Origin of the sequence: Shouchella hunanensis (genome assembly GCF_028735875.1) — a bacterium.
Lineage (GTDB): Bacteria > Bacillota > Bacilli > Bacillales > Bacillaceae_D > Shouchella > Shouchella hunanensis.
Genome location: NZ_CP117834.1, coordinates 2457353 through 2476891, shown reverse-complemented (window position 1 = coordinate 2476891; position 19539 = coordinate 2457353). Strand labels below are relative to the sequence as shown.

The 19539-nt window shown below is 41.6% G+C and carries 21 protein-coding genes; 2 read left to right on the top strand and 19 right to left on the bottom strand.

Features of this window, described 5'->3' with window-relative positions:
• Positions 1 to 9: 9 nt before the first annotated feature.
• From paaA to PQ477_RS12490, 11 genes are all read right to left on the bottom strand, one after another.
• Positions 10 to 963 carry a 1,2-phenylacetyl-CoA epoxidase subunit PaaA gene (paaA, locus tag PQ477_RS12540; RefSeq protein WP_432813877.1) on the bottom strand — a complete coding sequence of 318 codons (954 nt, stop codon included), beginning with the start codon at positions 961 to 963 and terminating at the stop codon, positions 10 to 12.
• Between the two features lie 61 nt (positions 964 to 1024).
• Complete coding sequence (locus PQ477_RS12535; RefSeq protein ID WP_274273574.1) at positions 1025 to 1129, bottom strand: acyl-CoA synthetase family protein; 105 nt, start codon at positions 1127 to 1129, stop codon at positions 1025 to 1027.
• Positions 1130 to 1173: 44 nt separating this feature from the next.
• Positions 1174 to 1335 (bottom strand): acyl-CoA synthetase family protein, encoded by a 162-nt coding sequence (locus PQ477_RS12530; protein ID WP_274272049.1) that lies wholly within the window; start codon positions 1333 to 1335, stop codon positions 1174 to 1176.
• On the bottom strand, positions 1311 to 1850 hold the full coding sequence (locus PQ477_RS12525; protein WP_060704843.1) for a phenylacetate--CoA ligase family protein: 540 nt from the start codon (positions 1848 to 1850) through the stop codon (positions 1311 to 1313). Before PQ477_RS12525 ends, PQ477_RS12530 begins: the two co-directional genes overlap by 25 nt.
• A 335-nt stretch (positions 1851 to 2185) precedes the next feature.
• Positions 2186 to 2719 carry a dihydrofolate reductase family protein gene (locus PQ477_RS12520; protein WP_060704844.1) on the bottom strand — a complete coding sequence of 178 codons (534 nt, stop codon included), beginning with the start codon at positions 2717 to 2719 and terminating at the stop codon, positions 2186 to 2188.
• A gap of 117 nt (positions 2720 to 2836) precedes the next feature.
• Positions 2837 to 4198: an NADP-specific glutamate dehydrogenase gene (gdhA, locus tag PQ477_RS12515; protein ID WP_144558323.1), complete on the bottom strand. Its 1362-nt coding sequence runs from the start codon at positions 4196 to 4198 to the stop codon at positions 2837 to 2839.
• Positions 4199 to 4289: 91 nt separating this feature from the next.
• On the bottom strand, positions 4290 to 5507 hold the full coding sequence (locus tag PQ477_RS12510; protein WP_274272047.1) for an MFS transporter: 1218 nt from the start codon (positions 5505 to 5507) through the stop codon (positions 4290 to 4292).
• Entirely contained in the window at positions 5504 to 7291 is a 1788-nt protein-coding gene (locus tag PQ477_RS12505; protein ID WP_060704845.1) for a S9 family peptidase, read from the bottom strand. Before PQ477_RS12505 ends, PQ477_RS12510 begins: the two co-directional genes overlap by 4 nt.
• A gap of 75 nt (positions 7292 to 7366) precedes the next feature.
• On the bottom strand, positions 7367 to 8230 hold the full coding sequence (locus tag PQ477_RS12500; RefSeq protein WP_274272046.1) for a M23 family metallopeptidase: 864 nt from the start codon (positions 8228 to 8230) through the stop codon (positions 7367 to 7369).
• A gap of 125 nt (positions 8231 to 8355) precedes the next feature.
• The gene (locus PQ477_RS12495) at positions 8356 to 8973 is read right to left on the bottom strand and encodes an NUDIX hydrolase (RefSeq protein ID WP_060704847.1); all 618 of its coding nucleotides are present in this window, start codon (positions 8971 to 8973) and stop codon (positions 8356 to 8358) included.
• A 131-nt stretch (positions 8974 to 9104) separates the two neighbouring features.
• Positions 9105 to 9533, bottom strand: a complete 429-nt coding sequence (locus tag PQ477_RS12490) for a stage II sporulation protein P (protein WP_060704848.1) — start codon at positions 9531 to 9533, stop codon at positions 9105 to 9107.
• Positions 9534 to 9723: 190 nt separating this feature from the next.
• On the opposite strand from PQ477_RS12490, the gene PQ477_RS12485 reads away from it, so the two are divergent.
• Positions 9724 to 9864, top strand: a complete 141-nt coding sequence (locus PQ477_RS12485) for a lmo0937 family membrane protein (protein ID WP_144558320.1) — start codon at positions 9724 to 9726, stop codon at positions 9862 to 9864.
• A gap of 139 nt (positions 9865 to 10003) precedes the next feature.
• Here the strand turns inward: PQ477_RS12485 and cysI are convergent, their stop codons facing one another.
• The 8 genes from cysI to PQ477_RS12445 are packed head-to-tail and all read right to left on the bottom strand — an operon-like array spanning position 10004 to position 18756.
• On the bottom strand, positions 10004 to 11725 hold the full coding sequence (gene cysI / locus PQ477_RS12480) for an assimilatory sulfite reductase (NADPH) hemoprotein subunit (RefSeq protein ID WP_274272045.1): 1722 nt from the start codon (positions 11723 to 11725) through the stop codon (positions 10004 to 10006).
• A gap of 13 nt (positions 11726 to 11738) precedes the next feature.
• Positions 11739 to 13565 carry an assimilatory sulfite reductase (NADPH) flavoprotein subunit gene (locus PQ477_RS12475; RefSeq protein ID WP_274272043.1) on the bottom strand — a complete coding sequence of 609 codons (1827 nt, stop codon included), beginning with the start codon at positions 13563 to 13565 and terminating at the stop codon, positions 11739 to 11741.
• Between the two features lie 13 nt (positions 13566 to 13578).
• Positions 13579 to 14208, bottom strand: a complete 630-nt coding sequence (locus PQ477_RS12470) for a precorrin-2 dehydrogenase/sirohydrochlorin ferrochelatase family protein (RefSeq protein WP_144558317.1) — start codon at positions 14206 to 14208, stop codon at positions 13579 to 13581.
• On the bottom strand, positions 14205 to 14969 hold the full coding sequence (locus PQ477_RS12465; RefSeq protein WP_060704850.1) for a sirohydrochlorin chelatase: 765 nt from the start codon (positions 14967 to 14969) through the stop codon (positions 14205 to 14207). Before PQ477_RS12465 ends, PQ477_RS12470 begins: the two co-directional genes overlap by 4 nt.
• Positions 14920 to 16305 carry a uroporphyrinogen-III C-methyltransferase gene (cobA, locus tag PQ477_RS12460; RefSeq protein WP_274272042.1) on the bottom strand — a complete coding sequence of 462 codons (1386 nt, stop codon included), beginning with the start codon at positions 16303 to 16305 and terminating at the stop codon, positions 14920 to 14922. The genes PQ477_RS12465 and cobA overlap by 50 nt, the downstream gene beginning before the upstream one ends.
• Before the next feature lie 11 nt (positions 16306 to 16316).
• Positions 16317 to 16922, bottom strand: coding sequence for an adenylyl-sulfate kinase (gene cysC, locus PQ477_RS12455; RefSeq protein WP_274272041.1), 606 nt, complete (start codon positions 16920 to 16922; stop codon positions 16317 to 16319).
• Entirely contained in the window at positions 16919 to 18052 is a 1134-nt protein-coding gene (sat, locus tag PQ477_RS12450; protein ID WP_035393039.1) for a sulfate adenylyltransferase, read from the bottom strand. Before sat ends, cysC begins: the two co-directional genes overlap by 4 nt.
• Positions 18052 to 18756: a phosphoadenylyl-sulfate reductase gene (locus PQ477_RS12445; RefSeq protein ID WP_432813901.1), complete on the bottom strand. Its 705-nt coding sequence runs from the start codon at positions 18754 to 18756 to the stop codon at positions 18052 to 18054. Before PQ477_RS12445 ends, sat begins: the two co-directional genes overlap by 1 nt.
• Positions 18757 to 19058: 302 nt before the next feature.
• Here PQ477_RS12445 and PQ477_RS12440 point away from each other — a divergent pair, with 302 nt between their 5' ends.
• Complete coding sequence (locus tag PQ477_RS12440) at positions 19059 to 19526, top strand: Asp23/Gls24 family envelope stress response protein (protein ID WP_052007498.1); 468 nt, start codon at positions 19059 to 19061, stop codon at positions 19524 to 19526.
• The last annotated feature ends 13 nt before the right edge of the window (positions 19527 to 19539 follow it).

The following is a 19539-nucleotide window of genomic DNA, read 5'->3' as shown; positions in this document are numbered from 1 at the left end:
ATGGACCCCCTATTGGGCTAGTGCACGTCTAACCCATGCATGATTGTCGTATGATACTCGTCGTAAATTCAATCGTTCTTGTGAAGACGGGCCTTCATTCCGTGTAATTTTCTTAAATTCATTCCAGTCAGGTTGTTTATAAACCCAGCCGTTTTTATCTTCATGGAATGCAAGTGTAGAGTCTGGTATCGTAAGACCTAGCGCCCGTACTCGAGGAATATACTTTGTTAAAAAACGTTGCCGTAACTGCTCATTTGTATCGGTACGAATTTTATATTTGATGGTGACATCTTGTTTAGAGGACCCTGTTGTTTCTTTACTAGCTGGCCCAAAGAACATAAGTAACGGCTCCCACCAGCGATTTAAAGCTTCTTGAATCATGTGACGCTGTTCCTTTGTTCCTTCTGCCAAAGCCAAAATAATCGCTTCTCCATGTTGAGCATGAAAGACCTCTTCAGCGCAAATCCGCTTCAACGCGCGAGCATAAGGACCATAAGATGCACCTAGCATATTTGTTTGTGTGATAATTGCTGCCCCATCTACGAGCCAACCAATCATGCCAGCGTCTGCCCATGTTTTTGTTTTCATATGAAAAACATTGTGGAACTTAAGCTTACCGGTGAACAAATCATGCATTAAATCAGCTCGGTTTCGTCCATATGGCTTCATCAAATCTTCGACGACACGTATTAACAATTGGCCATGACCCATCTCGTCTTGAACTTTCGCCATAATCCCAAGCTTCCTCTGTAAAGAAGGTGCACGAGGTACCCATTCTTTCTCCGGCAGCGCCCCCATAACTTCACTTATCCCGTGCATGGAAATCAGTTTAATTAAGGTTAAGCGGTATTCTTCAGGCATCCAATCACTCGCTTCAATCTTCTCACCTGCCTCTATACGCTGCATAAATCGAACCATTTTATTCTCATCTGTCATGTCATTGGATAAAACATACATGTTCATCACCCTTTTTGTTCACATTATTTGCTTGAACATTCGGTTTGCCTTCCCATTTTGAAAGGTACTATTTTATAATGCCTTCCTTTTTATTCTTTCGGTGGTCAATTACACGAATTGCTTTTCCTTCTGACCTTGGTATAGCATTCGGCACTTCCAATACAACTTCAATTGAAATGAGACAGGCTGATTTCAGCTTTTTTTCAAGTTCGAGCTTTAACGCCTTTGCATGAGCATGAGCATATTATGGTTCACTTGTTGATAAAAAGAAACAGACACCTCTACGTGAATTTGGACTGTTTCTAATGCGCCAACATACAATCGGTGAATTTGATAATGAGGGGTAAGGTTTTCTAATTCAATGAGCACACGTTCCATTTCAGAAGGGAAGGCTCAGCACCGAATATTCCGTATTTTAAACCAATTGAGGCTGGATCAATTCCTAAATTCTTCATGTTCTCGACCAAGTTAATCATGTAGGACGGCGTGGCACAAATTCCGTCTGGCTTTAAACCTTTTAACAATAAAATCTGCCGTGCTGTATGACCTCCTGAAGCCGGAATTGCAGAAGCACCTAGGGCTTCAATCCCTCCGTGTAAGCCTAATCCTCCGGTAAATAAACCATAAGCGTTATGTATAAAATCAGTTTTCCTCCCACCTGCTGCGACAATTGCTCTAGCAGTCATTACAGCCCAGTGGTTTAGATCGTTTTGTGTATACGCTACAATGGTCGGTTTTCCACTTGTGCCTGATGAAGCATGAATACGTGCCATTTTCTCTCTTGGAACAGCTAGTAAGCCTAATGGGTAATGATGTCGTAAATCTTGCTTAGTTGTGAATGGTCGTTTCGTTACGTCTGAGATGGTTTGAATGTCTCGAGGTTGAATGCCCATGTGTATGAATTTGTCACGGTAAAAAGGGACGTTCTCAAAGACTGCTCTTACAGTCCTTACGAGAGCACCTGTTTGCCATTTTTGTCATTCTTTTCGCTAGCGGCTTCCATGTGAGGCGTATACATTTGTTTCTCATCCCCCTAGCGTCGTTATTAACTAACACTTATAAAACGGAAAACGAATATTCGTTATATTAATGAAGATAACACTTAATGAAAACGCTGTCAATTTATCCTTTTCCTTTTCCTTTTTGGTAGCTAAAAAGTGTACTTAAATGAGTTAGTTAGAAACAAAAAGAAGAAGACAATACACGTTCAAGTCTTCTTCACTACGTTTTACGCTTCTTTCTCTACTTTATAATGCAATTCAACAAATTGATTAAAGGTCTGCACTCCTAACAAGTTCAAATTCACATGATAGTCCCCTTCTTGAAACAACGCTATCCCTTCTCCAATCATTTTTGGCGCAACAGTGACAATGATTTCATCCACTAATTTTTCTTCTAAGCAAGTCTTAAGCAGATCGCCTCCCCCTACTAGCCAAATGGCCTCCCCTTCTTGTTGCTTCAATGTCGTTAAAAACGTTTTGACTTTCTCGTTTGTAAACTGAGCATGCGAATGCGCGAGAGTTTTCGAACGAGTAAATACATAGCTTTCTTTATCTTGATAAGGGTATTCGTCCATCTCGTTCTTTATCCAATCAAACGTTTTACGCCCCATCACAACAGTGTCTACAGTTTGGTAAAAATTCGAAAAACCATTATCACCTTCTCCTTCTACTGCAAATAACCAATCTAGCTTCTCTTCTTTTGTCGCTATATACCCATCCAAACTTGTCGCAATAAACAAAATTACCTTCCGTTTAGTCACTTTCTACCAACTCCTTTTGTTCGATACGTTTAGTCTATCCGAAAATGATGACAGTTCATGTCACATTAAAAAAGATTAATGATGATGGGTATCATTAATCTCCTGCTTCCGATAAAATTAGATAATTCCTTGGGCGACCATCACATCAGCGACTTTTCTAAATGCGGCAATATTTGCACCAGCTATGAAATCTCCTTCTAAGTCAAATTCCTTTGCAGCAGTAGCACTTTTCTCATAAATACTTGCCATAATCTCTTGTAACATGTTATCAATCTCTTCGAAAGACCAATAAACTCTTGAACTGTTTTGCGCCATTTCTAAAGCGGAAACCGCCACGCCACCAGCATTCGCTGCTTTACCAGGACCGAATTTAATCGTGTGTTTCTGAAAATACGTAATGGCTTTTTCTGTACAAGGCATATTCGCACCCTCTATCACAGCTATGACGCCATTCTGAACAAGAGCTTTTGCATCGTCTTCATCTAATTCATTTTGAGTGGCACAAGGAAAAGCAAGGTCACAGGACAGGTTCCACATACGGTCTTCCTCGTTATAGGTTGCATCTTGATCATGATCAAGATAAGCCGAAATGGGCTTGCGCTCTTGCTCTTTTACTTGCTTAATCGTTTTAACATCTAATCCTTCTTCCTTATAAATATACCCGCTTGAATCACTGCAAGCTACAACAACTGCCCCTAAGTCAACTGCCTTTTCCATTGCATATAAAGAGACTTTACCAGCCCCAGAGACGATGATGCGCTTTCCTTCTAGCTTGTCCTGTTCATCTTTCAGCATCTCTTCAGCAAAGTAAACCGCACCATATCCTGTAGATTCGGTACGCATTAAACTCCCGCCTACCTCTATTCCTTTACCTGTGAAAGCTCCTTTTTCAAAGGCACCACGTAGTCGCTTGTATTGACCGACCATATAATCAATCTCACGTCCTCCCACCCCAATATCTCCAGCAGGAACATCCACGTTTGGTCCAATATACTTGGACAACTCGTTCATAAAACTCTGTGTGAAGCGCATAATTTCCATATCAGATTTCCCTTTTGGATCAAAGTCTGCCCCACCTTTTCCACCACCAATTGCTTGATCGGTTAACGCATTTTTAAAAATTTGATCGAATCCAAGAAACTTCACAACACTTTCATTTACGGATGGATCAAAGCGTAGACCGCCCTTATAGGGACCGATCGCATTGTTGAACTGAACGCGATAGCCACGGTTTACGTGAATCTTTCCATCGTCATCCGTCCACGCCACCCGAAATGATATCAGTCTGTCTGGTTCCACCATTCGTTCTAAAATGGCATAATCCATATAGTGAGGTGATTGCTCGAACAATGGAATAAGAGACTTCGCTACTTCTTGCACCGCTTGATAAAATTCAGGCTGACTCTGATTTTTTTCTTTCACTTGATCAATAACCTGGTCAACATATGCTTTGGCATCTTGCTTTTTTATTGTAGTCATAAAACACGACCTCCTTCGCTCGTTTCTACACCTTCTCCCCTTTTTTTATTCTGGTTAAACGCAAACAGCAACCCCTTTTGAGGTTGTCCAACTATTCCGCTTCCTGTTCAACAAAATAGCGTTGATGCTTCTTTCGAAGAACTTGAATAGCAAAACCTATCGCAACAAATGCCATTGATAAAGAGAGCACAACAATCGTTGTACGAAGTGAAAGAATATCAATGGTTATCCCCGTTACGATTACGAGAAAAATTTGACCGATACTTTGTCCAAGTTGAATCATACTTGTGACTCGCCCCATCATCGTGACAGGAACATGATTTTGATAAAAGGTTGTCATTCCTGCATTTACAATGACATTAAAAAACCCTAAAATGACAAAACCTATAGCGATGGAAGTAAACGACCACGATACGGCATAGATGACATACCCCAGTGTCGTAAAGACCATGCCACTTGCGATCATCCATCGTAGCGAGAACCGGTTTGCAAATACAGACAGCAAGACAGCCGATCCGCATGCGCCAATGCCTGTTATACTAACAAGCAAGCTATAATCCAGTTCAGACAACCCAACGGCATTTTGAATAAACACGACTTCTTGAACATCCATCGGAAAACTAAACAAAAACGTCACTTGAAAGGCGATATACATTCCCATTATATAGGATTGTTTTTTCACAAACGAAAACACTACCATTACATCTGACTTAATTAACGCTAACGTTAATCGGGGTGGCTTCGTGTGTATGTCTCCCTTCCTCTCTTCTGGTAAACAGGCTAACAGAACGGTTGCAAGTAAAAACAAACACGCATTTATCCACAGTGTTACAGAAGTAGAAAATAAAAGAATAAGTGCCCCGCCAATTGCTGGTCCAATAATAAACGCACTTGACGATACAAATGAGCGTATCGCATTAAAGCGCTTTCGTTTTTCCACTGGAACAAGCATCGTCGTATAGGTTATTGAAGCAGGAAAAAAGAACGATTGACCGACACTTAACCCTACTAGGATGGCATAGATAGCAAACATAGTTGGTGCAAAAGGAATAAACGCTATGCCAACTGCCCGAATGATGTACGTTGCCATCATAATCTGTCGTTTGCTCCTATAATCAATAAAGCTACCTGTCCAAAATTTCGTTACTATGTTTACAAGAGGGGATATAATCCAGAATCCAGCAACCGCCACTGCTGAACCGGTTAATTGAAACACAAGGATGTTCATAACAATTAAATAAATAAAGTCACCAATAGAAGAAAGCCCCGTTGTCGTTAAAAGAAGAGCTGGTTGCTTCCAGCTCTTCATACGTGAAGATGTTCCTTTAAAAACCGAATTACCGTCTCATAGAGGGAAATGCGATTTTCTATTTTCGTAAATCCATGCCCTTCATCATCAAATACCAAGTATTCAATTTCGGTACCTTGTTTTTGAAGTGCCTCTACAATTTGATCTGATTCTTCCTTCACTACTCTAGGATCGTTTGCACCTTGCACAACGAGCATAGGTTTTGTCATTTTCTCCAGATAGGTAATAGGTGAATCTTTTACCAAACGGTCCTTATCTCGCTCTGGATGACCAACCCAACGATCCATGATTGGTTTCCACGATTCAGGTACCGTTTCAATAAAGCTAAATAAATTGGAAACCCCACAAATATCCACTGCTGCTTTAAACCGTTCTGGATGGCGTCCATGAAGCAATAAAGTCATGTATCCACCGTAACTCCCACCTAAGACGATAACCTTGTCTGATTGTAGTTGGTCCTTTGATTCTAAATAATCTAATCCCTCAAGGATATCAAGACGTGGACCCTCTCCCCAGTCCCCCTCTACTAGCTTCGTAAAGCTCGCTCCATAACGAGTCGATCCTCGATAGTTTGGCGAGAATACTTGGTAGCCTTCATAAGCAAGAATTTGAGCCTGTGCATCATAGCTTAATACGTCTGCCCATTGAGGCCCTCCGTGTGGAAGCAACACCGTATAGCCATTCTTATTTTCTTTGTGTGGTTGATATAGAAGCGCTTCAATTTCTAAACCATCGTATGAGGGATAGCGAATGACTTCAGGCTCACTTAATTGCTCTTCCTCTAAGCCCATAATCCGTACATCTGTTAGCTGCATCCATTCGCTTTGCATGTATCGATAGATATTTTTCGGTTTAGTCGGTGTTGAACCGAGCACAATGAGTTCTCCTGAATTTGTCATTGTCAGCTTTTCCACAATAGTGACGGGCAATGAAACCTCATTAGAGGTACCTGTTTCAATGTCAAAAGAATAACATTTATCTTGTACACCCGCTGAAGCCACGACGTATAAGCTAGATTCATCCTTTGATAGAAGTACGCTTTTTATCGATTCTTGATCGAGTTGGAACACTTTTTCGAATGTCTTTGACTTTCGGTTGTACCGAGCAAGATAGCTAAACTCTTCTCCTGCATTCGTTGAGAAATAAACGGTTCCATCTTTTCCTAACGTACTATCCCCTGTCACATGCTCATTATCAGCACCAGGAATCAATGGCTCACTTTCTCCATTTTTCCATAAGTACCCAACAATCGATGTATTGCTGTAAAATTTAGCGTATGTAAATACCTGTTCATCTTCACTCAAAGCCGATAGATAAAGTCTTGCATCGTCTCCTTTTAACAACGTACGCTCTTGTTCTGTTTCAATGTCGTACGCACAAATATCAAAATACGTTTTGTTCGACTCATCAGATGTGTAATACAATCGTTTTCCATCTTCGGACTGGGCATGAACAAAAAAATGTGTGCCTGGAAGGGTTCGGACTGGCGTAAGTTCCCCACCTTTTAAAGGCAGTGCATAGATTTGTGGTTTTTCATCACCGTCATAATCAAAACTGGCAAGGATGTAGCTACCGTCCTTACTAAAGCGTAGATCGTACACACTTTGACCAATCGTTGTCAATTGGTATGGAAACCCTTTCTCTATTTCCAGCGCCCATAGTTCTGGCGCTCCTGTGAAATCAGCTTGAAAGACAATGGTTTTCGTATCAGGACTAACCGCAAATGTTTTAATGGAATACGTTTTTAGAAATGCACGTACGTCTGGCTTTTTAAATGGTATCATGTCCATCGCTCCTTCTATTTCCATTGGATAGAATCATTTTAACTTTCAGTTTTTTAAAAGAAAGGACTCCTCATCCTACACGCAAACGAACGTACCTCTTACAGGTTCCTTTTCGCTTTTTATTCGAATAGATGCCGCACGATACGGGTCAAGACCATTCATCACATGAAAATGGATATGAGGTTCAGAAGTATGACCAGAATTGCCACATTGTCCAAGTAAAGCCCCTTGCTCTACTACATCTCCTTCTCTTACGGTTATGCTATTTTCTTTTAAATGACAAATGAGGCTGTATTCATCCTGCTCATGGGCTAGAATCACATAGTTTCCAAACGGTTCTGTTTCGTTTGTCATCGTCCCCGGCGTCACATCCTTTTGATTCGATACAACGGTTGCAACCGTTCCTTTATAAGGTGCAAATACTTCTTTGCCAAACGCATAATAGTTTTCATTTTGATCAGGTGAACCATCGAATGTAAAGCCATTACGGTTAACGACAAAATCATACGCATAACGCTGTGATTCAATTGGGTAATGGTAATTGACGATTTCATTTTGTCCACCCCAAAATGTCAGCCATTCTCCTTTAAAAGGAAATTGATAGGTGTTCGCTGTAACAACATTGTCGCTGTTAGCATTCATGTTTACGGGCATAAAATGAAGGAGATGAATACGTCCATCTTCTGTAAACCAAGCGCGAATGCCAAGTCGTTCTTCTCTCGCCAACCATTGGTGTTCCACAAACTCCTGTAAAGTCATCTTAGAAACCAATTCGAACGTGGGATTATTCTCCATAACCTCTTCGCAAATAGCTTCAAGCGCTTCATAGCTTAGTTCTGCTTGGTAATCCGCACTTAATTGCTGATAAATAGAACGATAGTCTTTCAGTTGTAAGTTCTCTATGAAATGCGAGGGTGTCACATTGACCGTTTTTTTCATTTTTTCACACTCCATGTCAAATTAATCTACTTTCTTTACTTTGTTTCTATGAAAAAGGTTTCATTTTATTTTAGACAGGCGCCACCGTTTTTGTAAACGCTGTTCCCAGTTTCGTCACGAATTATTTAATCAAAATACGGAGGTTGATTTGGCTCATTCATAAAAGCAAACATAGACAAAATCTGTTCTTCTGTATTCCGATTCGTTGATAGTTCAGGCAACTCGCTCTTAGAAAAAAACATCACTTGATCGGTTTCAAGACCTCTTGAAGCAGTTCCGTTCATAATGTCGCATTGTAAGAACACTTTATAATAGTGAAAGGGCTGGGGAGGATGTCCATGCTTTTGCATATCATAAAGCGCTAAAAGCTTGCTTGCCTTCGTACGAAACCCTGCTTCTTCAAAAATCTCTTTCTCGACATTTTCCTTTGCCGACAGTCCCACATCACAAAAACCTCCAGGTAATGACCACTTTTGTTCTGCTTTTTCACGCACTAACAAGATTTTTCCATGTTGAAAGATAACGCCACGAACATCCACTTTTGGGGTCTGATAACCCGATTCTTTAGCAAATAACGCCTTAACCACCTCTGTATCTACATCTCCATAAGTAGCTAGAATGTCTGCACTTAAATCAAGTAATTCATTGTATCGTTCTTGATCGAACGGATCCTTTGAAAAAGCTCTTCCTGATTGTGCAATCCCTTGGATTTGTTTCGCCCATAACAACCATTTCGGTTCCATTTTTAGTATTCACCTCATTTAAAGATTCCTTGTTCCTTTTTCTACCATTTGAGTTTGTACCTAGAATAGAGAAATGTCAATCGTCAACAGAGCAAGCACAAAAAAACGCTTGTCGCTAAACGGACAAACGCCTACTGTTCGAGCTGATCGATTAGTTCTTTCACTAATGACAACGAGTTCTCTAATTCTTCACTTGTGTTATCAACGCCCCCAATATTCAATTTCACATGACGTTGCTGTAGAGATGAATCGGCTTTAGCGATAATCCCTCGACTTAAACCGGGTTCCATTTCTTCCAGTTCCAAGTGGAGTTCTTCTGCCAACAAAAGCAATTCTTCACCATACGCAGAAGCCGTATCAATCTCAATAAGGATTCTCGCTTGGCTACCTTCTTTCGTAGCCAAAGTAGAGTACGCTTTTGATAACTGTTCTTCTCCTACTCGATAATCTACTTCTAATATAGAGCTTGTCCAATCTACTTCTATGCTGTCTCCAGGTTCACGTTCTCCGCCTAAAAACAAAGGCATAATTAACAGACTCGTTATCAACCATTTGTGCACAACTCGTCCCCCTTGCAAAAAAGTGCTGTGTCAGTATTCTATGAAAGGAATGTTCATAATATGTCTTTTTTCTTTTAAAGGGGGTACTTGTTCACATGGAGATTCGAATGAATTGCAGCAAATGTTTATCTGCTTAAACAATAGGGGATGATACTAGTATTACATTATGTTAAATAGGGAGGAATTCATTATGCTTTGGACCATTCTTGGTATTATCCTTGCTGTCTGGCTCGTCGGACTTGTGCTTGATGTTGCTGGCGGCTTTATTAATTTACTTCTGATTGTTGCATTAATTGTATTAATCATTCAGCTTGTGAAAGGTCGAAAATAACGATACCCCGACACCGTTTATTGTGTCGGGGTTTTGTTTTCGTTTCTTAATGGCTCTCTTTCATACTAGCTTTGTCCAACAGCTAAGCCAAAACATGCCAAGACAACAGTTTATCCTAGGAAAAGAAAGCGTCGGCTCACTAGTTATGAAAATCCGTTCCTGATTCTGTCTTCTTAATGTAACCAGAACGAATGACGAAATCGCCAAAGCGCTCGTTTTCTGTACGTCTTTTTGAATAATCATGAATGATTGGAGACAACGTATCGAGAATTTCCGCTTCGCCGATGTTTTCCTTATACATTTTACTGAGACGCTCTCCGGCAAAACCTGCACCTAAATAAAGATTGTACTTCCCTGGCGCTTTTCCAATAAAACCAATTTCAGCTATTGCCGCACGGGAACAGCCATTAGGACAGCCAGCCATTCGAATAGTAATATCTTCATCTTTTAAGCCTGCATCATCTAGTACATATTCAAGCTTTGTCACAAGAGAGGGGAGATACCGTTCTGATTCTGCCATCGCTAAGCCACATGTAGGGAAGGCTACGCACGCCATTGAATTTCTTCGTAATCCCGATGTATACGTACCATCTGATAACCCATACTGTTCAATTAACGCTGTTAGTTGTTTTTTCTTCGCCGTTGTCACATTGCTAATGATGACGTTTTGGTTTCCTGTTAAACGAAAATCCCCTGTATGAACCTTGGCAATTTCTCGCAAACCAGTCATCAGTTGATAGTCAGCGTCGTCTTTAATTCGGCCGTTTTGTACAAATAATGTAAAATGCCACCGTCCACGAATGCCCTTTGTCCACCCATAACGATCCCCATTATGATCAAATTGAAACGATTTTGCTTCGCCAAGCTGCCAACCTAAGCGATCACGAAGTTCAGACACCAACCAATCAAGGCCACGCTTATCAATTGTATATTTGAAGCGCGCATATTTCCGCTCGGAACGATTACCGTAGTCCCGCTGGATCGTAATGAGTTTTTCTGCAATTTCTACCATTTGATCTGGTTTGCAAAAGCCAATGACACGCCCAAGCTGAGGATAGGTTTGTTTATCGCCATGGGTCATCCCCATGCCTCCACCGACAGCAACGTTAAAGCCTTGTAACTTCCCATCTTCAATAACGGCAATATAGCCAATGTCTTGAGAAAAGACATCCACATCATTCGCTGGTGGAATGGCTACGCCAATTTTAAATTTTCGAGGGAGATAGAGCGCTCCATACATCGGTTCCAATTCTTCTTGCTTCGGTGTCTCTGCCACTTTCTCTTCATCGAGCCATATTTCATGATAAGCTCGTGTTTTCGGTAACAAGTCATCGCTTAATTTCCGCGCATACTCATATACCTCTTGGTGATACTCCGATTGATAAGGGTTCGGCGTAATCATGACATTTCGGTTCACATCTCCACACGCTGCAATCGTGTCCATTAAAGCCTCGTTTATGCCTTGAATGCTCTTTTTCATATTCCATTTTAAAATGCCGTGCATTTGAAACGTTTGTCGCGTCGTTAACCGTAATGTGCCATTTCCATACTCGTGCGAAAGTTCATCCATTTTTAGCCACTGTTCAGGTGTTGCCACCCCTCCCGGTAATCGAACTCGAACCATGAATTGGTAAGCAGGCTCAAGCTTTTGCTGTCTTCGTTCCTCTCTTAAGTCACGATCATCTTGCAAATAACTGCCGTGGAATTTCATTAAGCGGTTATCATCATCATTAATACCTGACGAAATCGGTTCTGCCAGCGCCTCTGTTAGCGTTCCACGTAAATAATTGCTTTCGCGTTTTATCCGCTCTACGTCACTCGGAGGTCCATCCTGTGCCTGAATTGCGTCTTTATTCGTCAATTGTATCCCTCCATTAATATACGTCTCGCAAGTAGCGGTTTTGCTGCTGCATTGTCGTTAAATACGCGACTGCTTCTTCCTCTGTTTTCTGACCTTCGTCTTGTATGATTTCAATCAGTGTATCTTGTACGTCTTTTGCCATGTGTTTTTCGTCTCCACATACATACACATAAGCACCATCCTCTAACCATGTGAATAGTTCAGACCCATGCTCTTTCATCCGGTGCTGTACATACACTTTCTCCGCTGTATCCCGTGAGAATGCCACATCCATTTTCGAGAGAACACCGTCTTTTAACCAGCGTTGAAAATCAGTTTGATACAGAAAATCCGTTGTGAAGTGCTGATCGCCGAAAAACAACCAAGCTGGGCTTTCACTACCACGCTCGTCTCGTTCTTCTAAAAAGGCACGAAACGGTGCTACACCTGTTCCTGGACCGATCATAATAATGGGTGCTTCTTCACTTGGCAAACGGAAGCTTTCATTTTTTTGTATGAAAATAGATACTGTATCACCTGGTTCTTTCCGCTCTGCACATTCCACAGAACATACCCCAGATCGACTTCGTCCATTTGCATCATAGCGTACAGCCCCAATGGTTAAATGGACTTCTTCTGGTTCTGCTTCGTAACTACTTGCGATGGAATACAAGCGAGGTGGGATCTTTCTTAGAATCGCAGCAAAATTTGCTGCTCCTGCGTTCCAAGGGCCGAAGTCTTCGTACAAATCCAGAAGATCACGTCCTTCTTGATAAGCTTTTAATTCTTCTGCATGATCTGGTTGAAGCAATGTCTTTAATGCTTGATTATCTGTCAGCAATGAGGCTTTTTCCAATAGAGGCTTTGTGAGCACCGTAATTTCAAAGTGACAACAAAGTGCATTCTTTAATGGTGCTACATCGCCTTTTTTGTTAATGGTAACTGCCTCTTCTTCATCCCAGCCTGTTGTCTCTAATAATGCTTCCACAAGCGCTTGATCATTCTCTGGAAAAATACCAACGCTATCTCCAGGTGCATAAGATAGTCCCGATCCCTCAAGTGACAATTCTAGATGTCGGGTTTCTTTGGCTGAGCCTCGTCCATTTAAATTCAGATTGGTAAGCACCTCTGCTTGGAACGGGTTTGAACGAGAATAAGTCGTGCTTGTTGCGGATACTGCTTGTGTTTCTGTTTGAACCACACCCTCCGGTTCTCCGCTTTGTTCAGCTAAGCTTTTCACCACCCCTGTTATCCATTCATTTGCTTCTTCATCAAAATCAAGATCGCAATCAACACGAGGATATAACCGGGTTCCACCTAATTCTGTTAAACGCTCATCAAAGTCTTTTCCTGTCTGACAGAAAAATTCATAAGATGAGTCTCCTAACGCAAGGACTGAATAGGCCAACCCTTCTAATTTAGGCGCTTTTCTACTATATAAAAATTCGTGGAAGGTAATTGCATGATCTGGTGGTTCACCTTCTCCATGTGTACTAACAACAATGAGCAACTGCTTAACATCTTTTAATTGTTTCGGCTTGTATGTATGCATAGACGACAAAATCACGTCTACGCCTTGTTCTTTTAACTGAGTTGCTGCAAGCTCTGCTAGCTGTTGACTATTCCCTGTTTGGGAACCATATAAAATCGTTACCTCACCCTTCGCTGCGATCGCGTCTTCTTTTGTTGGCTCGCTCTTCACCTCCGCACTAGCCGCTACTTCTGTACTCGCTGAGCTTCCTGACGCTGCCATAAAACCACTCAGCCAAACTTTTTGCTCTGGCGTTAAGGTTGGTAGTAATTGATTTAGCCATTCAACTTGTTGTTGAGTAAATGGACTATTCGTTGGTTGCAACTGCAAATTCTTCCACCTCTTATCTTCTCTCTTTTTCTACTAACGCGCACGCCTCGTTTAACCACTCTTCCCGGTTAGGGTTTCTCAAACGGTCCTTTGACGCTAATTCTTTTAACAGCTTTAGCTTAGCTTGCCTTTCTCCTTTTTGAGCGAGTATTCTTTTTCTCGCTTGCTGTAAAAATTGTAAATCCTCAGCTGCATGTGTAGGCAAGACGGCTTCAAGTGTTTCTTTTAGTTGTTTTGTGTACGATGGGCTTGCGCCGGCTGTCGATACGCTCACACTTAATAACCCTTTTTGGATGGATGCTGGTACATAGAAACTGCCATCTTGGGCTACATCGCAACGATAGATCATTTGGCGAGGTGCTTTGTTTCGCTTAAACCCATCATGTAAAGCGGAATTATTGGTACAAAGAAAAACCCAATCCGCTAAAAAACATTCTTCATATGTTCCTTCACGTGCTTCCCACGTAACTTTGTGTGAACGAAGAAGTTCATCCCAATCACCCTCCAAACGCGGGGTAACGAGATGAATGTGCGCTCCAGCATCAACGAGCGATTGCGTGCGTTTCTTCGCAACCATTCCTCCTCCAACGACCGTTATTGATAATTGCGAAACTTGAATCATGTAAGGAAGGGCATGGCTCATAGGATAACCGGCTCCATTTCGATCGCTTCTTTTGCCCGTGCTTCTAGTACACCTTCTAAACCAAAATCGAATCCTAGAAAATCACAGAGAATGTAGTTTGTATCTGTTCCTTCATTTCGTACTCCAATTCGTTCTTCTAGTTCATTCATTAGTACACCTGTAAATAATAAATACGGCAACACGTAAACGTTCTTTGCACGTAATTGCTCACACTTCAATAACCCTTGCTCTACAGTTGGTGTTGTCGCAGCAAGAAAGGCTATTTCCACGTTATCACACGCTAGACGTTCATATAAAAGTCGTCCAATTTTTGCTACATCACTCGGTTGGTTTCCATCACTTGATCCTCGTCCAATGACTAAAATAGTCGTCCCCTCTTCACGTATACCGTTCATTGCTTGTAACCCTGCCCGTTGAAGACGATCAATAGCTACTTGAATGACATCCTGATGAATGCCAAAAGGGCGCCCATATGTAAATGCTATCGATGGGTACCGTCTCTTCGCTTTTCTCAATTCATCTGGAATATCTTTGTTGGCATGGTACGCCGTTAATAACAGAACCGGAACAACAGCAATTTTTGTCGCCCCTGCCTGTATACAATGGTCAATGCCTTCTTGAATCGTCGGCGCGGTTAACTCGATAAAGGCGAACGTTTGAAAATGAGAAAAGGATGGCTTTATACGATCAATGAACGTTTTAAACTGCTCATTACCCGTTTGAACTCGGCTGCCATGACCGACGTAAAGAACGGCTTGCACGGTTTATCACCTTCCCTTGCCTTGCATATAACCACTGCCCTAACACGCTGGAGGTGGGAGCGCTCACTTGAACTCCATGAAACTCTAGTGTCAGCAACGCTTTTACCACTTCCTCTTTGTTGCTATAGATTGGAAGTTCCCTTAATTCAGGGTACTGTTCAACGACCTTAAGTAAGCTTGGTAGTTGTTGAGAAGACGATAGAATAATAGCTGTAATCGATTGCTCCTCTTGTAAACGTTCTAGAATAACTTTTGTTGCAGTTGTCCACGTTCGTTCCAAATGTAAAAACGAAGACCACTCCTCTACATCCTCCTCTAACGGAGAGGATAAAAGACCATAGTGCTTAAGCGCATCCTGGGCACTTGCCGTCATAGCCACAAGGTTGAGAGAAACCGTCCGAATATCCACCATATCTTCTCTTAACTGTTGAATAAACACTTCTACGTCATCGCTAGAATAAAAGAAAACGCCATTTCCATCCCTTCGAAGCGCCACTTTAGGAGCGAATGCCTCAGCACCTGCTTGTCTTAAATCGCTTACTAAGGTTGAGGCATCTTCTGTTAACACAAGTGGATAATGCCCAAATAAAGGCCGATCCTCAAACCAACTTTTCCCCTCATAAAGCTCAGCTACTTTACCGACAAGCGTAATGGCTGGGTTCCCAATACCGTGACTCTTTACTTCTTCAACAATGGTCGCTAACGTTGCTTTCACCACTTTTTGCTTGCTCGTCGTTCCCCATTGAATGCATAAGACGCTTTCACTTTCAAGACGACCATGTTGAATAAAGTTCTCAACAATTCGCGGAAGATTTTTTACCCCCATATAAAAAGCAACCGTGTCAATTTTAGCAAGCCCTGACCAGTCCAGTTCAAGTGAATTCTCTTTTTGACTGTGCCCGGTTGCGACCGCAAAACTCGTACCCTTCGTTCGATGGGTAACTGGAACATTTGCATAAGCTGGTACCGCAATGCCAGATGTGATACCTGGTATAATTTCAAACGGGACTTGATAACGCTCTAAAAACGCTGCCTCTTCTCCTACCCGGCCAAATACACTAGGATCGCCTCCCTTTAACCGAACGACGGTTTGATGAATATCGGCTTGACGTACCAGTTCATCGTGAATGGCCTCTTGCCTTAAAATGTGGCGATTTGGGAGCTTACCGACATAAATCAACTCGGCTCCATCTTTTACTTCCTCTAGAAGCAAAGGGTTGACAAGCCTGTCGTACAGCACCACATCAGCTTGTCGCAATCGCTTCATTCCTTTATAACTAATAAGCCCAATATCCCCGGGACCTGCTCCAATAAGGTAAACGGTTCCTCTACTCATGTGTTGCCCCCTTACCTTACAATCTGTTTTTCCTTTAAATAGTTCACCAGTTTTTCTACCGATTGTTCAATGGTTTCCTTTGCCGTGTCTACAACAATCTCTGGATGACTCGGTGCTTCATAAGGCGAACTAATACCTGTGAAGTGTGGAATTTCTCCTGCCCTTGCTTTTTTATACAAGCCTTTTACATCTCGCTTTTCACACTCTTCTAAATCGCATTTGACATACACTTCAATAAATTCATTTTCAGCAAAACGCTCCCGTACACGTTGACGATCATTTTCAAATGGCGAAATAAAAGCTGTTGATACAATGGTGCCCGCATCAACAAACAATTTACTCACTTCGCCAATACGACGAATATTCTCTACTCTATCAGCATCAGCGAACCCTAAATCTTGATTCAGTCCTTGGCGAATGTTATCCCCGTCTAACACGTAGCTGTTTAAGTGATTGTTATATAGCACTTGATCAAGAGCATTGGCTAACGTTGATTTACCTGATCCAGACAAGCCAGTAAACCAAAGTAAACAGCTTTTATGATTGTTTTTCGTTTGGCGGTCTTCTTTTGTAATCGTTGCTTCATGCCAAACAAGATTGTCAACCGATTTACTCATGCACCTGCCTCCTGCTGACCACGAATTAAAATTTCAACGACTTCTTTCCGACTAAATTCCGCTGGTGGCAGTTCCCCTTTTGCTAACATCTCACGAACCTTTGTACCAGATAGAATGACATGCTGAGTACGCTCATGTGGACACGTTTTAGACGATGCCATGTTACCACATGCTTTGCAGAAGAAACTGTGCTCAAAGAAAAGGGGTTTGATGCCTAATTCATCCGGCTTAAATTCCTTAAAAATCTCCTGTGCGTCATAGGTTCCATAATAATTTCCTACACCAGCATGATCACGCCCAACGATAAAATGCGTGCAGCCGTAATTTTTTCGAACAAGCGCATGGAAGATTGCTTCTCTTGGGCCTGCATAGCGCATAGCAGCTGGAAAAACAGACAAATGAACACGCTCTTGAGGATAGTAGTTTGCTAGCAAAACCTCATAACTTTCCATTCTAACGTCTGCTGGGATATCTCCTGCCTTCGTTTCTCCAACAAGTGGATTTAAGAATAACCCGTCCACCGTTTCTAGCGCTGCTTTTTGTATGTATTCATGAGCACGGTGAACCGGATTGCGTGTTTGAAAACCAACAACGGTTTTCCAACCCTTTTCAGCAAACTGTTCCCGGGTTTCCGCTGGATCAAGATAATAAGAACCGAACTGCTCCCGTTCTAATCGTTTTATTAGTACAATATCGCCACCGACGTACACACTCGGTCTAGAAAAGAGCTTTGCAACTCCTGGATGCTCCGTGTCCTCGGTTTGGTACACGTGCTTCGCTTCTCGCTTTTTATCAGGTTGATAGATGGTTTCAATCGTAATCACACCATAAACGTCGCCTTTATACACAAGCTTGGCTTTTGTATGATTTTTCAATAATTCTGCCTTTTGCTGATCAACTGGTAATGTGATGGGAATACTCCATGGTGCGCCATTAACTAAACGCATGCTGTCAACAACTGATTGATAGTCTTCTTCATTTAAAAAACCTGTTAACGGTGAAAACCCCCCAATTCCAATTAACTCTAAATCCGACAGAGCAAAACCATCCAGTTCAATCTCTGCCTCTATCCCTTTTATTGCGTAAGTTGGATCGTAAAGCTGTACAAGTTCCTTCTCTTTTACTACCATTATTTTTCCCCTTTCGTCGGTGCGTGTAGTCCACATTCTGTCTTTTGGTTGCCTTGCCAGCGCCCACTACGATTGTCCTGACCTGGCATAACCGGTTTCGTACAATAGGTGCAGCCAATACTTGGATAATGCTGGTCGTGAAGCGGATTATAAGGAAGTCTGTGGAGCTCGATGTACATCCAAATTTCTTCTTCGGTCCAATGGATAAGTGGGCAAATCTTCACTTTTTTAAATCGATTATCTTGATTAATAAATTCAGTATTCGCTCTTGTAGGTGACTGCTCCCTGCGTAAGCCAGACAACCACGCATCAAACGGTGCCATTTCCCGCTCCAGCACATCTAATTTCCGGATTTGACAACATTGATCGGGATTTGTTAACCAAAGCTTCGCTCCAAATTGGTTCTCCTGCTCTTCTGGTGTAAGGGATGATTTCGCTAACTTGATCTTCATATGAGGATACCGTTGCTTGACTTTTTCAATAAGGTCATACGTTTCTTTAAAATGGAAGTCTGTATCTAAAAAAAGGATTTGTGCGTCTTTTTGGACTTTGGACAGTAAATCAAGCATGACCATTGCTTCTGCCCCAAAGCTACACGCATAGACAAGGTTCTTTCCATAAGTTTCGTGAGCAAAACGTAAAATATCAATACTATCCCGACTCTTCAACTTTGAATTAAGAATCGCATAATCCTCATTTTGCATTTCTTTATAGAGATAGCTCAATCGCGCTCCTCCTTCTCTATCATTCGTATTATTCCGATAATCCCTTGTATTTTAATATGATTTAAGAAAATTCTACTCTTGATTAAATAGACTGTCAACTACTTATTTTCTAATAATTCTTTCTGTAAGCTGACTATTTTTCTTCACTCACACTTTTGTTAGCAGCGGAATTGTAGGAAGTTTCGTAACGCAAATGTTTAATCTTGTTAAAGAACGGTTACACACAGGATAAGTCATCGTTCCTACTCGGTAGGATTAACGATAAAAAGGAGTGATACAAAATGGCCACAACAATTCGTTCAACAGAAAAAACAACTGAACAAATAGAACAGGAACAACAGAATACGCAACAAGAAAATCGTAATCACTTAACCTACGATGATGAAGTCATAAAAAAAATTGCCGCATTAGCAACAATTGAAACAGACGGTATTCTCGGTATGAGCGGAAGCTTCTTCCAAGGAATGAAAGAGACATTCGGCAGAGAAGAAAGTATTACAAAAGGCATTCGCGCAGACGTCGGCGAAAAGCAAGTAGCCATTGACCTTGAAGTATATGTTGAATACGGAAAGAGCATTCCAGCTATTTATAAGGATATTAAAGAGAGTGTAGCAAGAAATATTCACCAAATGACTGGATTAGAGCTTGTTGAATTTAATATGAATGTAGACGACGTTTTTACACGTGAAGAATTTGAAGATAACCGCTCAAGTTCAAAATCACGACCGGATTCAAACCGAGTTGAATAAGGCGCAAAACAAA

What these genes read in the sequence shown, in the direction of transcription:
- PQ477_RS12495 (WP_060704847.1), bottom strand. Translation starts at nt 8,973, where the DNA reads ATGGAACCGAAATGGTTGTTATGGGCGAAACAAATCCAAGGGATTGCA.
- PQ477_RS12525 (WP_060704843.1), bottom strand. Translation starts at nt 1,850, where the DNA reads ATGGGCATTCAACCTCGAGACATTCAAACCATCTCAGACGTAACGAAA.
- PQ477_RS12485 (WP_144558320.1), top strand. Translation starts at nt 9,724, where the DNA reads ATGCTTTGGACCATTCTTGGTATTATCCTTGCTGTCTGGCTCGTCGGA.
- PQ477_RS12440 (WP_052007498.1), top strand. Translation starts at nt 19,059, where the DNA reads ATGGCCACAACAATTCGTTCAACAGAAAAAACAACTGAACAAATAGAA.
- paaA (WP_432813877.1), bottom strand. Translation starts at nt 963, where the DNA reads ATGAACATGTATGTTTTATCCAATGACATGACAGATGAGAATAAAATG.
- PQ477_RS12510 (WP_274272047.1), bottom strand. Translation starts at nt 5,507, where the DNA reads ATGAAGAGCTGGAAGCAACCAGCTCTTCTTTTAACGACAACGGGGCTT.
- PQ477_RS12445 (WP_432813901.1), bottom strand. Translation starts at nt 18,756, where the DNA reads ATGCAAAATGAGGATTATGCGATTCTTAATTCAAAGTTGAAGAGTCGG.
- cobA (WP_274272042.1), bottom strand. Translation starts at nt 16,305, where the DNA reads ATGAGTAGAGGAACCGTTTACCTTATTGGAGCAGGTCCCGGGGATATT.
- PQ477_RS12470 (WP_144558317.1), bottom strand. Translation starts at nt 14,208, where the DNA reads ATGAGCCATGCCCTTCCTTACATGATTCAAGTTTCGCAATTATCAATA.
- sat (WP_035393039.1), bottom strand. Translation starts at nt 18,052, where the DNA reads ATGGTAGTAAAAGAGAAGGAACTTGTACAGCTTTACGATCCAACTTAC.
- PQ477_RS12530 (WP_274272049.1), bottom strand. Translation starts at nt 1,335, where the DNA reads ATGGAACGTGTGCTCATTGAATTAGAAAACCTTACCCCTCATTATCAA.
- PQ477_RS12505 (WP_060704845.1), bottom strand. Translation starts at nt 7,291, where the DNA reads ATGATACCATTTAAAAAGCCAGACGTACGTGCATTTCTAAAAACGTAT.
- cysC (WP_274272041.1), bottom strand. Translation starts at nt 16,922, where the DNA reads ATGAGTAAATCGGTTGACAATCTTGTTTGGCATGAAGCAACGATTACA.
- gdhA (WP_144558323.1), bottom strand. Translation starts at nt 4,198, where the DNA reads ATGACTACAATAAAAAAGCAAGATGCCAAAGCATATGTTGACCAGGTT.
- PQ477_RS12500 (WP_274272046.1), bottom strand. Translation starts at nt 8,230, where the DNA reads ATGAAAAAAACGGTCAATGTGACACCCTCGCATTTCATAGAGAACTTA.